The organism is Pseudomonas sp. B111 (assembly GCF_026428275.1).
In the GTDB taxonomy this organism is placed as follows: Bacteria; Pseudomonadota; Gammaproteobacteria; order Pseudomonadales; family Pseudomonadaceae; genus Pseudomonas; species Pseudomonas aeruginosa.
Map to the genome: position 1 here is coordinate 1542279 of NZ_CP097857.1, position 13424 is coordinate 1555702.

Annotated in this window: 14 protein-coding genes; 8 read left to right on the top strand and 6 right to left on the bottom strand. The window is 67.4% G+C overall.

Annotated elements, in window-relative coordinates; genetic code table 11:
• Position 1 precedes the first annotated feature (1 nt).
• Entirely contained in the window at positions 2-973 is a 972-nt protein-coding gene (locus tag M6E97_RS07380; protein ID WP_003130817.1) for a LysR family transcriptional regulator, read from the top strand.
• Between the two features lie 90 nt (positions 974-1063).
• Positions 1064-1834 (top strand): DODA-type extradiol aromatic ring-opening family dioxygenase, encoded by a 771-nt coding sequence (locus M6E97_RS07385; protein ID WP_003109673.1) that lies wholly within the window; start codon positions 1064-1066, stop codon positions 1832-1834.
• A 366-nt stretch (positions 1835-2200) separates the two neighbouring features.
• Here the strand turns inward: M6E97_RS07385 and M6E97_RS07390 are convergent, their stop codons facing one another.
• Complete coding sequence (locus tag M6E97_RS07390; protein ID WP_003119873.1) at positions 2201-3904, bottom strand: DEAD/DEAH box helicase; 1704 nt, start codon at positions 3902-3904, stop codon at positions 2201-2203.
• A gap of 310 nt (positions 3905-4214) precedes the next feature.
• Between M6E97_RS07390 and M6E97_RS07395 the strand changes: the two genes are divergently transcribed.
• Positions 4215-5006, top strand: a complete 792-nt coding sequence (locus M6E97_RS07395) for a crotonase/enoyl-CoA hydratase family protein (RefSeq protein WP_034005348.1) — start codon at positions 4215-4217, stop codon at positions 5004-5006.
• 26 nt (positions 5007-5032) lie between these two features.
• Here the strand turns inward: M6E97_RS07395 and M6E97_RS07400 are convergent, their stop codons facing one another.
• Complete coding sequence (locus M6E97_RS07400) at positions 5033-5782, bottom strand: spermidine synthase (protein WP_003130813.1); 750 nt, start codon at positions 5780-5782, stop codon at positions 5033-5035.
• Positions 5783-5957: 175 nt separating this feature from the next.
• Between M6E97_RS07400 and M6E97_RS07405 the strand changes: the two genes are divergently transcribed.
• Positions 5958-7304: a class II 3-deoxy-7-phosphoheptulonate synthase gene (locus tag M6E97_RS07405; protein WP_019485734.1), complete on the top strand. Its 1347-nt coding sequence runs from the start codon at positions 5958-5960 to the stop codon at positions 7302-7304.
• A gap of 40 nt (positions 7305-7344) precedes the next feature.
• Here M6E97_RS07405 and M6E97_RS07410 read toward each other — a convergent pair whose 3' ends face one another.
• Positions 7345-8553 carry a winged helix-turn-helix domain-containing protein gene (locus M6E97_RS07410; RefSeq protein ID WP_003110986.1) on the bottom strand — a complete coding sequence of 403 codons (1209 nt, stop codon included), beginning with the start codon at positions 8551-8553 and terminating at the stop codon, positions 7345-7347.
• A gap of 82 nt (positions 8554-8635) precedes the next feature.
• Complete coding sequence (locus tag M6E97_RS07415) at positions 8636-8869, bottom strand: DUF1127 domain-containing protein (RefSeq protein WP_003090935.1); 234 nt, start codon at positions 8867-8869, stop codon at positions 8636-8638.
• 96 nt (positions 8870-8965) lie between these two features.
• Between M6E97_RS07415 and M6E97_RS07420 the strand changes: the two genes are divergently transcribed.
• Complete coding sequence (locus M6E97_RS07420) at positions 8966-9820, top strand: LysR substrate-binding domain-containing protein (RefSeq protein WP_003090936.1); 855 nt, start codon at positions 8966-8968, stop codon at positions 9818-9820.
• A 1-nt stretch (position 9821) separates the two neighbouring features.
• On the opposite strand, the gene M6E97_RS07425 is transcribed toward M6E97_RS07420, so the two are convergent.
• Positions 9822-10571: a sulfite exporter TauE/SafE family protein gene (locus tag M6E97_RS07425; RefSeq protein ID WP_003110990.1), complete on the bottom strand. Its 750-nt coding sequence runs from the start codon at positions 10569-10571 to the stop codon at positions 9822-9824.
• A 100-nt stretch (positions 10572-10671) separates the two neighbouring features.
• On the opposite strand from M6E97_RS07425, the gene M6E97_RS07430 reads away from it, so the two are divergent.
• The 3 genes from M6E97_RS07430 (at position 10672) to ohrR (M6E97_RS07440) (ending at position 12742) form a co-directional block, all read left to right on the top strand.
• Complete coding sequence (locus tag M6E97_RS07430; protein WP_003090939.1) at positions 10672-11628, top strand: LysR family transcriptional regulator; 957 nt, start codon at positions 10672-10674, stop codon at positions 11626-11628.
• Positions 11629-11713: 85 nt separating this feature from the next.
• A complete protein-coding gene (gene ohrR, locus M6E97_RS07435; protein ID WP_003090940.1) occupies positions 11714-12169 on the top strand; it encodes a hydroperoxide stress response transcriptional regulator OhrR in 456 nt (151 codons plus the stop codon).
• Between the two features lie 144 nt (positions 12170-12313).
• Positions 12314-12742: an organic hydroperoxide resistance protein OhrR gene (gene ohrR / locus M6E97_RS07440; protein ID WP_003090941.1), complete on the top strand. Its 429-nt coding sequence runs from the start codon at positions 12314-12316 to the stop codon at positions 12740-12742.
• Positions 12743-12829: 87 nt separating this feature from the next.
• On the opposite strand, the gene efp is transcribed toward ohrR (M6E97_RS07440), so the two are convergent.
• Positions 12830-13396 (bottom strand): elongation factor P, encoded by a 567-nt coding sequence (gene efp / locus M6E97_RS07445; RefSeq protein ID WP_003090942.1) that lies wholly within the window; start codon positions 13394-13396, stop codon positions 12830-12832.
• Between the last annotated feature and the right edge of the window lie 28 nt (positions 13397-13424).

Sequence of the window (13424 nt, forward strand, 5' to 3'; positions counted from 1 at the left end):
AATGGACCTGCTGCACGGTATCCGGACCTTCGTCCGCGTGGTGGAGCACGGCAGCTTCACCCAGGCCGCCCAGGCGCTGGGCACCTCTCCGGCGACCGTTTCGCGCCAGGTCGCCGGGCTCGAACAGGCGCTCTCGGCGCGCCTGCTGCAACGCAATACGCGCAGCGTCGTGGTGACGGAAAGCGGTCTGCGCTACTACGAGCATTGCAAGCAGATCCTGCGTACGGTCGCCGCCGCCGCCGCGGACGTCGAAGACAGCCAGTCCCACGCCAGTGGTCGCCTGCGCCTCCACGCGGTGACCGAACTGGGCCTCGAGCACCTGATGCCGCTACTGGTGGACTACCTGGACGGCCACCCGGACGTCTCCGTCGACCTCACGCTGGCCCAGGGCACCCCGGCCCTGCTCGAGGAAGGCCTGGACGTGCTGATCACCCTCGGCCGAACCTTGCCGGACTCGACCCTGGTCGCCCGCGATCTCGGCCAGGTGTTCAGCGTGGTCTGTGCCGCGCCGGAATACCTGGCACGGCATGGCGTGCCGCGCACGCCGGAGGACCTGCTGCGGCATCGCTGCCTGAACGTGGCCGCGCCGTCCTGCCCGCAGGGCTGGGCCTTCGTCGGCGAACGCGGCGAAACGCTGCTCGATCTCGACGAGGCGCTCAAGGTCAACCTTCCCGAGGCCGCCTGCGCCGCCGCCGCGGCCGGGCTCGGCGTCTGCCTGCTGCCCGGCTTCGTCGCCGCCCGCGCGCTGCAGGAGGGCAGCCTGTTGCGACTACTGCCGGGCCATCGACTGCACGTCCGCGAGGTGTTCGTGCTGTACTCCTCGCGGCGCTACCTGGACGCCAAGATCCGCACCTGGGTGGACTTCCTCAGGGAACGCCTGCCCCTGGCGTTCGAGCGTGACCGGGCGATCCTCGACGATCGGCGCTACTGGGCGGAAAGCCCAACCGGCGTAGCGCGCGAGACCGCGACCTAACGCCTGGATCGATAGGTATCCTCAAAAACATATACTGGTTTTCGATTGATCGAGGGAGGAACATGGCTCATCCGAGTCATGAGGTGAATCATGCTACCGACTCTCTATATTTCCCACGGCTCACCGATGCTCGCCCTCGAACCGGGCGCCAGCGGCGTACAACTGCGCCGCCTGGCTACAGAGCTGCCGCGGCCGAAGGCGATCCTGGTGGTTTCCGCGCACTGGGAAAGCGACGACCTGCGGGTAACCGGCGCCGCGGCGCCGGATATCTGGCACGACTTCTACGGCTTTCCGCCGCCCCTCTACGCCGTGCGCTACCCGGCCAAGGGCGCGCCGGCGCTGGCGCAGCGGACGATCGAACTGCTCCAGGCCGCCGGCCTGCCGGCCCAGGCCGACCCCCAGCGACCGTTCGACCACGGCACCTGGGTGCCGCTGAGCCTGATGTACCCGCAGGCGGACATCCCGGTGCTCCAGCTGTCCCTGCCGAGCCGCCTCGGCCCGGCCCTGCAGAGCCGCGTCGGCCAGGCCCTGCGCCAACTGCGCGGGGAAGGCGTGCTGCTGATCGGTTCCGGCAGCATCACCCACAACCTGGGCGAACTGGACTGGCACGCCGGACCGGAAGCCATCGCGCCCTGGGCGCGGGAGTTCCGTGACTGGATGGTGGAAAAGCTCCAGGCCGACGACGAGGCCGCGCTTCACGACTACCGCCGGCAGGCGCCCTGGGCGGCGCGCAACCACCCCAGCGACGAGCACCTGCTGCCGCTGTTCTTCGCCCGCGGCGCGGGCGGCGGCGGGATGCGCGTCGAGCACAGCGGCTTTACCCTGGGCTCGTTGGGGATGGATATCTATCGCTTCGATTGACAGAACTTCTCGTGGGACTGGCGGAGAGCATTGGCTTCCCGCCGCAAGCTGGGTGGACTCGGCTGGCAGCCAGGAAATCGCGAGCGATATAGTCCTGTAGCGCGAATAACGCCATAGGCGTTATCCGCGATGTCATGGATAGGCGGCGGATCAGGGCTTCGGTATGTGCAGGTCTGGCATGCACGACGTGGTGCCTGCCCTGGCGGCTGGGCGAGTCTTTTGTTTCCTTTAGACGCTTGCCAGAGGGGCTCGTCCGGGGTGACGAAACGAGAAGCCGGGGCAGGCGCGAAAAACAGCCTGGCCAGCAAACATCAAGCCCATGAAAAAGCCCCGCCGAAGCGGGGCTTTTGTTCATCGCGCTGGACCTCAGTCCTCGCGATAGCGGCGCAGGCGCAGGGCCTTGCCGGCGACGCGGGTGTCCTTGAGCTTGGTCAGCAGGCGCTCGAGGTTGGCCTCGGGCAGTTCGATCAGGCTGAAGGTATCGCGAATCTGGATGCGACCGATGTCCTCGCGGGACAGGCCGCCCTCGTTGAGGATCGCGCCCAGCAGGTTCTTCGCTGCGACCCCGTCGCGCGCGCCGAGGGCGGTGCGGCAGCGGGCACGGCCTTCGCTCGGCGGCGCCATCGGACGACGCTCGCCGCTGCGCTCCGGACGCTCGCCGCGTTCGCCACGGTCGGCACGCTCGCGCGGTGCCGATGGGGTCAGCGGCTGTTCGCGGCGCACCGACTCCAGGTCCAGCGCCTTGCCGGCGGTCAGGCGCGCCAGCAGTGCGGCGGCCAGGGTCTCGGCATCGCAGCCGAGGCGACGGCACAGCTCGTCGCGCACCGCGCCGCGCTGCTCGACGGCGCTGTCGAGCAAGGGCGTCAGGCTCGCGGCCAGGCGCGCCAGGCGGGCCTCCAGTACGGTCTCGGCATCCGGCAGGCGGACTTCGCCGACCTTCTGCCCGGTGACCCGCTCGATCACCTGCAGCATGCGCCGCTCGCGCGGAGTCACCAGCAACAGCGCGCGCCCTTCCCGACCGGCACGGCCGGTACGGCCGATGCGGTGCACGTAGGACTCGGGGTCGTAGGGCATATCGATGTTCAGCACGTGGGTGATGCGCGGTACGTCCAGGCCCCGGGCAGCAACGTCGGTGGCGATGACGATGTCCAGCGAACCGTCCTTCAGCGACTCGATGACCCGCTCGCGCTGGGCCTGCGGCATGTCGCCGTTGAGCGCGGCGGCGCGGTAGCCCTGGCGCTCGAGCAATTCGGCGTAGTCGAGGGTGGCCTGCTTGGTGCGGACGAAGGCGATCAGCGCGTCGAACTGCTCGACTTCCAGCAGGCGCTGGATCGAACCGGCCTTCTGGTCGGCATGGACCATCAGATGGACCTGCTCGATGCGCGCCACGGTCTGGGTCTTGGCGGCGATCTTGACGTGCTTGGGCTGCTTCAGGTGGCGCTCGGCGATGCCACGGATGGACGCCGGCAGGGTCGCCGAGAAGAGCACGGTCTGGCGCGATTCGGGAAGCGCCTCGAAGATCACTTCCAGGTCGTCCATGAAGCCGAGCTTGAGCATCTCGTCGGCTTCGTCGAGCACCAGGCGCTGGACGGTGGCCAGCAGCTTCTCGTCGCGGCGCAGGTGGTCGCACAGGCGGCCGGGGGTAGCGACGAGGATCTGTGCGCCCTGGCGCAGGGCCTTCAGCTGCGGCCCCATGGGCGCGCCGCCGTAGACGGCGACCACGCCGACGCCCGGCAATTGCTTGGAATAGGTTTCGCAGGCGGTGGCGACCTGCAGGGCCAGCTCGCGGGTCGGCACCAGCACCAGCATCTGCGGCTCGCGACGGCTCGGGTCGATGCGCGACAGCAGCGGCAGGGCGAACGCGGCGGTCTTGCCGGTACCGGTCTGCGCCTGGCCGATCATGTCGTGGCCTTCGAGGATCAGCGGAATCGATTGAGCCTGGATAGGCGAAGGCTCTTCGTAGCCTACGGCGACGATTGCCGCGAGCACATTGGGGTGAATACCGAGCGCGGCGAAGCCGACGGTTTCCTGAGTCATGGGTTTGCCTCGTATACATCCGCAAAGACCCATGACCCATGGCTGCTCATGCCCTGTACGGCCGAAACGGCCACCCAGGCAGCTGGGGCGGGGATTTGCGAGATTGCTTTTGAATTAGAAGATTACGTAAAGGAAATCCGCAGAGCGGATACACAGCCAGAGCACAGCGCTCCGAAAAATGCAGGTCCTGAACGGGGTCAGTTTTGACCGGCGCGCATCATACCGGAATTTTGACGTTTGTGTGCGTTTTTTCCGACATGCGTCATCGGAGAGACTGACAATGGACATCCCGATTCCAGACGTCTATACCGTCGTTGCCCGCCCCCCGCCAGGAAACCGCCGCATGAACGACACCCTCCCAGGACGCATCAGCCGCGAACGGCGCGGCCACCTGCTGCTGCTCGGCCTCGACCGCGTGGCCAAGCGCAACGCCTTCGACCTGCCGATGCTCGACGACCTGGTCGCCGCGCTCGGCGAATACGAGGCCGACGACAAGTTGCGCTGTGCCCTGCTCTTCGCCCACGGCGAGCATTTCACCGCCGGGCTGGACCTGGCCAATGTCGGCGAGACCTTCCGCCAGGGCTGGAAACTCCCCGAAGGCGCCGTCGATCCCTGGGGCACCTTCGGCGGCCGGCGTCCAAGCAAGCCGCTGGTGGTGGCCGTGCAAGGCTACTGCTACACCATCGGCATCGAACTGATGCTGGCGGCCGACATCAACCTCTGCGCCAGCAACGCGCGCTTCGCCCAGCTCGAAGTGCAGCGCGGAATCCTCCCGTTCGGTGGCGCGACACTGCGCATGCACCAGGTCGCCGGCTGGGGCAACGCCATGCGCTGGCTGCTCACCGGCGACGAATTCGACGCCCACGAAGCCTATCGTCTCGGCCTGGTGCAGGAAGTCACCGCCCCGGAAGACCTCCTCGACCACGCCATCGCCCTCGCCGAACGGGTCGCGGCCCAGGCGCCGCTGGGCGTGCGCGCCACCCTCGGCTCGGCGCGCCAGGCCCTGCTGGAAGGCGAAGCGGTCGCCGCCGCTGCGTTGCCGGAAGCCGCCAGGCGCCTGCTCGACAGCGAGGACGCCAGGGAAGGCCTGCGCGCGCTCCAGGAACGCCGCCCGGGACGCTTCGAAGGACGCTAGGCCGGGCCCTTGTCCGCGCGCCCTGGCTACTGGGCCGGGCGCAGGCTGTCGATATAGCCCTGCAACGAATAGCCGAGTTGCGGCTCCAGCGCCGCGGCACGCGTCCGCAGGGCTTCCTGGTCGAGTTCGAGGGCCAGGTTCGCCGGCACCAGCATCACCACGTTGCCCTCGGCCACCGGACACTCCCAGTAATGATGGTGATAGCGCCCGCGCAGCAGCGGCGCGCCCAGCGGCTTGCCATCGGTGCCGCTCCACTGGTTGATCACCAGCCAGCCATCCTCGGCGAGGCGCTCCTGGCAGGCGCCGAGAAAATTCCAGGCCAGGTGCGCGGCCGACGGGCCGGTATCGGTATAGAGGTCGAGGAAGATCAGGTCGGCCTCCGCGCATTCGCCCAGGCTCTCCAGTGCGTCGCCGATGCGCAATCGCAGGCGCGGGTCGTCGCGCAGCCCCAGATGCTCGCGGGCCAGGCGCGGAATCGCCGGGCGCAGCTCGATGGCCTCGGCCTCCTCCAGCGGCAGGTGGCTCAGGCAGGCCTGGGTCAGGCTGCCGGCGCCGAAACCGAGGAACAACGCGCGACGCGGTTGCGAATGGCAGAGCCCGCCGAGCAGCATGGCGCGGGTGTAGTCGTATTCCAGCCAGGCCGGATCGGGCATGAACACGCAGCTCTGTTCGACACCGTCGCCGAACTCGAGGAAGCGATAGTCGCCGGACTCGATGACCCGGATGACCCCGTATTCGTCGCGCTCCTCGACCAGCAGACGTTCTTCGCTCACCACTCACCTCCCCCCGCCGCTTCGCCGGCTATCGCCAGGCGCTCCGGCAAAAGCACCGCAGCATAGCAAAGCCGGCCCGACGATGGATTTCCGCTATTGCAACGATCGCTGGCGGCGCTGCGGCGAGCTGCTCTACCATGCCGCAATCCGCTTTCCCGAGCATTGCCAAGAGTCGTAGATGAGCCAGTCCTGGAGCCCCGAGAGCTGGAGGGCCAAGCCGATCCAGCAACAACCCGAGTACCCCGATGCCGCGCACCTGGCCAGGGTCGAGCAGACCCTCGCCGGATACCCGCCGCTGGTCTTCGCCGGCGAGGCTCGCGAGCTGCGCCGGCAGTTCGCCGAAGTCACCGCCGGACGCGCCTTCTTGCTCCAGGGCGGGGATTGCGCGGAAAGCTTCGCCGAATTTTCCGCGGCGAAGATCCGCGATACCTTCAAGGTACTGTTGCAGATGGCGGTGGTAATGACCTTCGCCGCCGGCTGCCCGGTAGTGAAGGTTGGGCGCATGGCCGGCCAGTTCGCCAAGCCGCGCTCCTCCGGCGACGAAACGCAGAACGGCGTGACCCTGCCCGCCTATCGCGGCGACATCGTCAACGGCATCGGCTTCGACGAGAAGAGCCGCGTGCCGGACCCGGAGCGCCTGTTGCAGGCCTACCACCAGTCCACCGCCAGCCTCAACCTGTTGCGCGCCTTCGCCCAGGGCGGCTTCGCCGACCTGCACCAGGTGCACCGCTGGAACCTCGATTTCATCGCCAACTCGGCGCTGGCCGAGCGCTACCAGCAACTCGCCGACCGCATCGACGAGACCCTCGCCTTCATGCGCGCCTGCGGCCTGGACAGCGCGCCGCAGCTCCGCGAAACCAGCTTCTTCACCGCCCACGAAGCGCTCCTGCTGAACTACGAGGAAGCCCTGACCCGCCGCGACAGCCTGACCGGCGAGTGGTACGACTGCTCGGCGCACATGCTCTGGATCGGCGACCGCACCCGCCAGCTCGACGGCGCTCATGTCGAGATGCTGCGCGGCGTGGGCAATCCGATCGGGGTCAAGGTCGGGCCGAGCATGGCCAGCGAGGAGCTGATCCGCCTGATCGATATTCTCAACCCGGACAACGATCCGGGCCGCCTCAACCTGATCGTACGGATGGGTGCCGACAAGGTCGGCGACCACCTGCCGCGCCTGATCCAGGCCATCCAGCGCGAGGGCCGCCAGGTGCTGTGGAGTTCCGATCCGATGCACGGCAATACCATCAAGGCCTCCAGCGGCTACAAGACCCGCGACTTCGCCCGCGTGCTCGCCGAAGTCCGCCAGTTCTTCGAGGTGCACCAGGCCGAAGGCAGCTACGCCGGCGGCATCCACATCGAGATGACCGGGCAGAACGTCACCGAATGCATCGGCGGTTCGCGACCGATCACCGAAGACGGCCTCAGCGACCGCTACCACACCCACTGCGACCCGCGGCTGAACGCCGACCAGTCGCTGGAACTGGCCTTCCTGATCGCCGAGACCCTGAAGCAGGTACGCCGCTGAGCGCGCCGCGGCCGCTCCCGCCGCCCGGCGGGAGCGTTCGCTAGAGCAGCACCCCGCGCAAGCGCACCGCCAACTCCCCGCGCCCCTCGATCGCCACCGTCGCCAGGCCCAGCCAGGCGGCCATGCTGCGCAGCTGCTCGGCCAGCTCGTGCAGGGCGGCATCGTCCATGCCGTTCGCCTCGGCATGCAGCGCATGCACCGCCAGGCGCTCCCGCGCCCGCTCGGCGCGGAGGTCGACGCGGCCGACCAGACGGCCGTTGTACAGGAATGGCAGCACGTAGTAGCCGTACACGCGTTTTTCCTTCGGCGTGTAGATCTCCAGGCGATAGCGGAAATCGAACAGGCGCTCGGCCCGCGCCCGCTCCCAGACCAACGAGTCGAAGGGCGAGAGCAAGGCACTGGCGCCCAGCCGCCTCGGCACCTGCGGTTCGCCGGGGCAGTAGGCCGGCTGGCTCCAGCCCTCGACCCGGACCGGCAGCAGCTCGCCAGCCTCCACCAGTTCGGCGAGGCGCGCGCGGCTCTGCGCCGGGCTCAGCCGATAGTAGTCGCGCAGGTCCTTTTCGGTGGCCACGCCCAGGGCGCTCGCCGCCATCCGCAACAGCTCGCGCTGGGCCTGTGCCTCCGAAAGCTCGGGACGCGCCAGCAATTCCGCGGGAAACACTCGCTCCGGCAGGTCATAGAGCCGCTCGAAGCCGCGCCGTCCGGCCACCGTCAGCTCACCGGCGGCGAACAGCCATTCCAGCGCATGCTTTTCCGCGCTCCAGTCCCACCAGGGACCGGCCCGCTCCTGCCGCGTGCTCAGGCTGCCGGCACCCAGCGCGCCTTGCTCGCGCACCGCCTGCAACACCTGGCGGATCAGTGGCTGCTGTTCCCGGCCGAAACGTGCTAGTTGCTGGTAGATGCCCTGGCCGTCGGCGGCCTGGCGCATCCGCCAGCGCATCAGCGGGTAGTGTTCCAGCGGCAGCAGCGAGGCCTCGTGCCCCCAGTATTCGAACAACTGGCGGTGACGGCCGACACTCCAGGCTGCCTCGTCGAGCAGCGTCATGGAGTAGGGACCGAGGCGGGAAAACAGCGGCAGGTAGTGCGAGCGCACCAGCGCATTCACCGAATCGATCTGTAGCAGGCCGAGGCGCGCGAGCATTTCGCGCAGATGCCGCCGCTGCACGCTGCGGCGCGTCCGTCGGCCGTCGAAGCCCTGCGCGGCCAGGGCCAGGCGGCGGGCTTCGGCGAGGGAAAGCGAAAGACTCATGGAGCGCCCCAGTCGATGAAGGAGACTGCGAGTCTATCGTGCCCCCGCCGCCGCGCCAGCCCGGCGCGCCGCTGCGGTTCGCTCAATGCCGACGCAGCGGGTCGTCCCAGAAATGCCGCTCGCCCTCTTGGAAGATATCCGCCCGACTCAGGCCGAGGTCCTTCAGCGCTTCGTCGCTCATCCTCAGCAGTTCCCGGCGCTCGCGGGCCAACTGCAACCAGCGCCGCCAGCGACGCCACAACGACGGCGCAGCGGTCGAGGCGGGATGGGATGCAGCGTGGCAGTGACTGCCGAAATAATCCTGTTGACCTTTCATCGTCTTGCCCTCCGTTCGGGATAGGCACAGTCTCCCGCCAGGCATAGGATCAATCCAACGAATCATTCTTATGCAATGCATCTTGGAGATTGATGAATGAGCTACCAGCCCGGCATCGATACGGAATTGCTCCGCACCTTCGTCGCCATCGCCGAGCACGGTGGTTTCACCCGCGCCGCGGAGGCGGTGAATCGCACCCAGTCGGCGGTCAGCATGCAGATGAAGCGGCTAGAGGAGGACGTCCTGCAGCGCTCGCTGTTCGAGCGCGACGGAAGGCAGACCCGCCTCACCGCCGAAGGCCAGGTGCTGCTCGGCTATGCCCGGCGGATCCTCAAGCTGCACGGCGAGGTGTTCAACACCCTGCGCCGCCCGCACATGGTCGGCTCGGTGCGCATCGGCACCCCGGACGACTACGTGATGCGCTTCCTCCCGGCGATCCTGTCGCGCTTCGCCGAAGCCTATCCGCTGGTGCAGGTCGAGGTGCATTGCGACACCTCGCTCAACCTGCTGGCGCGCAACGACCTCGACCTGTCCATCGTCACCCGTGAGCCGGGCACCGAGATCGGCCAGTTGCTGCGCCAGGAGCCCTTCGTCTGGATGGCCGCCGAGGGCTTCTGCCCCCACGACCAGCGGCCGATCCCGCTGGCCATGTTCAACACCACCTGCTTTTGCCGGGCCTGGGCCTGCAACGCCCTGGAGGCGGCGGAACTGGACTACCGCATCGCCTACAGCAGCCCCAGCCTGTCGGCGCTGTTCGCGGTGGTCAGCGCCGGCCTCGCCGTGACCGTGCAACTGCGTAGCCTGCTCACCGGCAACCTGCGCATCCTCGACGAGAGCGAGGGCCTGCCCGCCCTGCCCTCGGCCAGCATCATGCTGATGCGCAACCCGCACAGCCAGTCGCCGGTCACCGAGAAGCTCGCCGAATACATCGGCGAGGGCTTCCGTCTCTGACTCAACCGCGCACCAGCAGGAGCACCGCGCACAACGCGAGGAAGGCACAGAAGGCCATGCGCAGGCTGCGCTCGGGCAAGGCGTGGGCCAGCCTCACGCCCCAGGAAATGCTCAGCAGGCCGCCCAGCGCCAGGGGGATCCCCATCCGCCAGTCGACATGACCGTGCATGGCGTAGGTCCCCAGCGCCACCGCCGTGCTCGGTGCGGCCAGGGCCAGCGCGAGGCCCTGGGCGACGACCTGGGCGAGGCCGAACACCGAAGTCAGCACCGGTGTCGCCAGCACCCCGCCACCGACCCCGAAAAGCCCGCCGAGCGAACCTGCGCCAAGGCCCAGCACGCCCATCCAGGGCAAACCGTAGCGCGGCGTCGCGCCGCCCTGCGGCGGGCGCCGGAACAGGCGCCAGAACATGTAGCCGGCCAGCGCCAGGAGGAAGATCACGAACGCTTCGCGCATCCGCGCCGCATCGATCCGCGCGGCCACGCTGGACGCCAGGAACGCGCAAAGCAGGCCGGTCAGGGCAAGGACTCCGGCCTGGCGCGGATCGATGCGGTTGCGCTGGTGGTAGCGCCACAACGCCAGCACCACGTTCGGTACCACCATCACCAGCGCGGTACCCTGCGCCAATTGCTGGTCGAGGCCGAAGATCACCCCCAGCACCGGGATCGCCAGCAGGCCGCCGCCTATCCCGAACAGACCGCCCAGGCAACCGAGCACCATCCCCAGCAGGAAATCGAGAAATACATCCAGCATGTCAGCCCCTCTTTCGACGCCTCCATGCTAGGCAAGCGTGGCTGGATGGGAAACGCACAAGAAAGCACAATGGCTATGCCAATCACGCAAAGGCATGAGCATGTTGCCCGATACCCTCAGCGAACAGTTCGTTCTCTACCTCGATGTCCTCGATGGCGGCAGCTTCTCCGCCGCTGCCCGCAAGCACCCGCTCACCCCGTCCGCCGTGGCGCGCCGGATGGACGCCCTGGAACGCGCCGTCGGCAGCACCCTGCTGGTGCGCACCACCCATACGGTGCGCGCCACGCCGGCCGGCCTGGCCTTCGCCGACCGCGCCCGGCGGATCGTCACCGAACTGCGCCTGGCCCGTGCCGAAGCGGTGTCCCTGAGCACCGCGCCGCAGGGCCTGATCCGTATCGATGCGCCGGTGCCCTTCGGCCGCCGCCACCTGGCCCCGGCGGTCGCCGACTTCCTCAAGGCCAACCCCGGCCTCGACGTGCAATTGCGCCTGATCGGCAGCTTCATCGACCTGCAGGGCGAACATCTCGGCGAGGTCGACCTGGTGTTGCGCGCCGGCCCGCTGCCCGACAGCCGCCTGGTGGCCACTTCGCTGGCGCCGATGGTGCGGGTGGTCTGCGCCAGCCCGGAGTACCTGCGCGAACATGGCGTTCCCGCATCCCCCGGCGAACTGCCGGAGCATGCCGGCATCGATTGGGACAACCTGTCGCCACCCTATGCCTGGCGCTTCCAGCACGACGGCAAGCTCCAGCACCTGCGGCCGAAACGGGCGCGGCTGGCCACCAATAACGCCGAAGCGATGGTCGACGCGGCGCTGGCCGGCCTCGGCATCGCCCACCTGCCAACCTGGTTGTGCAGCGAGTACCTGCTGCGCGGCGAACTGCAGGCGCTGTTCTGCGACGACGGCTTGCCCGCCGCCGAGCCCACCTGCATCTATGCCCTGCGCCTGGAACGCGAAGCCAGTTCGCGAACCCGCCTGCTGCTGGCTTTCCTCCGCGAGCGCTTCGGCTTTCCGCCACCCTGGGACCAAGCCCTGCAGCAGCGTCTCGGCGAGCGCTGAAGACACCACCCGGCGGGAAACCTGGAAAGCCAATAGCCACTACGCTAAATTCATGCACAGCGCCCTACTTACTTGGAAGACAGCCATGTCCCGACTGCCCACCACCCCTTGCGAGCAGCTCAAGCTGGACAACCAGTTGTGCTTCGCCCTGTATTCCACCTCGCTGCAGATGACCAAGGTCTACAAGCCCCTGCTGCAAGCGCTCGGCCTCACCTATCCGCAGTACATCGCCATGCTGGTGCTATGGGAACGCGACGGCCTGACCGTGGGCGAAATCAGCGCACGCATGCTTACCGACCCGGGATCGCTCACGCCTCTGCTCAAGCGCCTGGAGGGCGAAGGTCTGATTACCCGCACTCGCAGCAGCGAAGATGAGCGCGTAGTCCTGCTGCGCCTGACCGACAAGGGCCGCGCCCTGCAGCGACAGGCCGAGAGCATTCCCGCCTGCATCCTGGAGAGCACCGGCCTCGACTTGCCACAGCTGGTCGCCCTCAAGGATGAGCTGCTGGCCCTGCGCGGCAACCTGCAAGCACCGGACTGAGGGGCTTATACCTACCTGTCTGATTTTTATCGCCAAATCTTCCAACGATTTATCTTGCGCGCAAAATAACATGACGATAAATTTCATTTCACGCACTTACTTAGCGCGCAATAAATTAACGCACAACCTAGACAGGTGACCCTCATGCAAACCATCAAGGCTCTCTACACCGCAAGCGCAACCGCCACCGGAGGCCGTGACGGCCGTGCGGTATCCTCGGACGGCGTGCTCGACGTAAAACTCAGCACTCCGCGCGAACTGGGCGGCCAGGGCGGCGCGGCCACCAACCCGGAACAACTGTTCGCCGCCGGCTACTCGGCCTGCTTCATCGGGGCCCTGAAGTTCGTTGCCGGCCAGCGCAAGCAGACCCTTCCCGCCGACGCCTCGATAACCGGCAAGGTCGGCATCGGCCAGATTCCCGGCGGCTTCGGCCTGGAGGTCGAACTGCACATCAGCCTGCCGGGCCTGGAGCGCGAAGCCGCCGAAGCGCTGGTAGCCGCCGCCCACCAGGTCTGCCCCTACTCCAACGCTACCCGCGGCAATATCGACGTACGCCTGAACGTGTCGGTTTGAAGCTTCTGACTCTCCGCGCCGCGGCGGCGGACAGCGGAAACGAAAAAGCCCGGCGAATGCCGGGCTTTTTCTCGTCGCGCGAAAGGATCAGGCCTTGACGCGGGACTTGTACTCGCCGGTGCGGGTATCGATCTCGATCGAGTCGCCGATTTCGCAGAACGCGGAAACCTGCAGCTCGGCGCCGTTGTTCAGGCGCGCGGTCTTCATCACCTTGCCCGAGGTGTCGCCGCGGACGGCCGGCTCGGTGTAGGCGATCTGGCGAACGATGGTAGTCGGCAGCTCTACCGAGATCACCTTGTCGTTGTAGAACACGGCTTCGCAGATGTCGGTCATGCCGTCTTCGATGAAGGTCAGCACGCCTTCCAGATCGTCTTTCTCGATCTCGTACTGGTTGAACTCGCTGTCCATGAAGACGTACAGCGGGTCGGCGAAGTAGGAGTAGGTCACTTCCTTGCGATCGAGGATGATCGGCTCCAGCTTGTCGTCGGCCTTGAACACGGTCTCGGTACCGGCGCCGGTCAGCAGGTTCTTCAGCTTCATCTTGACGACGGCAGCGTTACGGCCGGACTTGTTGAACTCGGCCTTCTGGATGACCCAGGGAGCGCCATTGATGTTGGCAACCTGGCCGGCGCGGAACTCTTGAGCGGTTTTCATACGAATATCCGATGGATGAAAGACAAAA

Bases quoted from the DNA above. Each gene is read 5' to 3' on its own strand.
- ohrR (WP_003090940.1), top strand. From the start codon at position 11,714: ATGTCCCGACTGCCCACCACCCCTTGCGAGCAGCTCAAGCTGGACAAC.
- M6E97_RS07385 (WP_003109673.1), top strand. From the start codon at position 1,064: ATGCTACCGACTCTCTATATTTCCCACGGCTCACCGATGCTCGCCCTC.
- M6E97_RS07425 (WP_003110990.1), bottom strand. From the start codon at position 10,571: ATGCTGGATGTATTTCTCGATTTCCTGCTGGGGATGGTGCTCGGTTGC.
- M6E97_RS07420 (WP_003090936.1), top strand. From the start codon at position 8,966: ATGAGCTACCAGCCCGGCATCGATACGGAATTGCTCCGCACCTTCGTC.
- M6E97_RS07380 (WP_003130817.1), top strand. From the start codon at position 2: ATGGACCTGCTGCACGGTATCCGGACCTTCGTCCGCGTGGTGGAGCAC.
- M6E97_RS07415 (WP_003090935.1), bottom strand. From the start codon at position 8,869: ATGAAAGGTCAACAGGATTATTTCGGCAGTCACTGCCACGCTGCATCC.
- efp (WP_003090942.1), bottom strand. From the start codon at position 13,396: ATGAAAACCGCTCAAGAGTTCCGCGCCGGCCAGGTTGCCAACATCAAT.
- ohrR (WP_003090941.1), top strand. From the start codon at position 12,314: ATGCAAACCATCAAGGCTCTCTACACCGCAAGCGCAACCGCCACCGGA.
- M6E97_RS07430 (WP_003090939.1), top strand. From the start codon at position 10,672: ATGTTGCCCGATACCCTCAGCGAACAGTTCGTTCTCTACCTCGATGTC.
- M6E97_RS07390 (WP_003119873.1), bottom strand. From the start codon at position 3,904: ATGGGTCTTTGCGGATGTATACGAGGCAAACCCATGACTCAGGAAACC.
- M6E97_RS07395 (WP_034005348.1), top strand. From the start codon at position 4,215: ATGAACGACACCCTCCCAGGACGCATCAGCCGCGAACGGCGCGGCCAC.
- M6E97_RS07405 (WP_019485734.1), top strand. From the start codon at position 5,958: ATGAGCCAGTCCTGGAGCCCCGAGAGCTGGAGGGCCAAGCCGATCCAG.
- M6E97_RS07410 (WP_003110986.1), bottom strand. From the start codon at position 8,553: ATGAGTCTTTCGCTTTCCCTCGCCGAAGCCCGCCGCCTGGCCCTGGCC.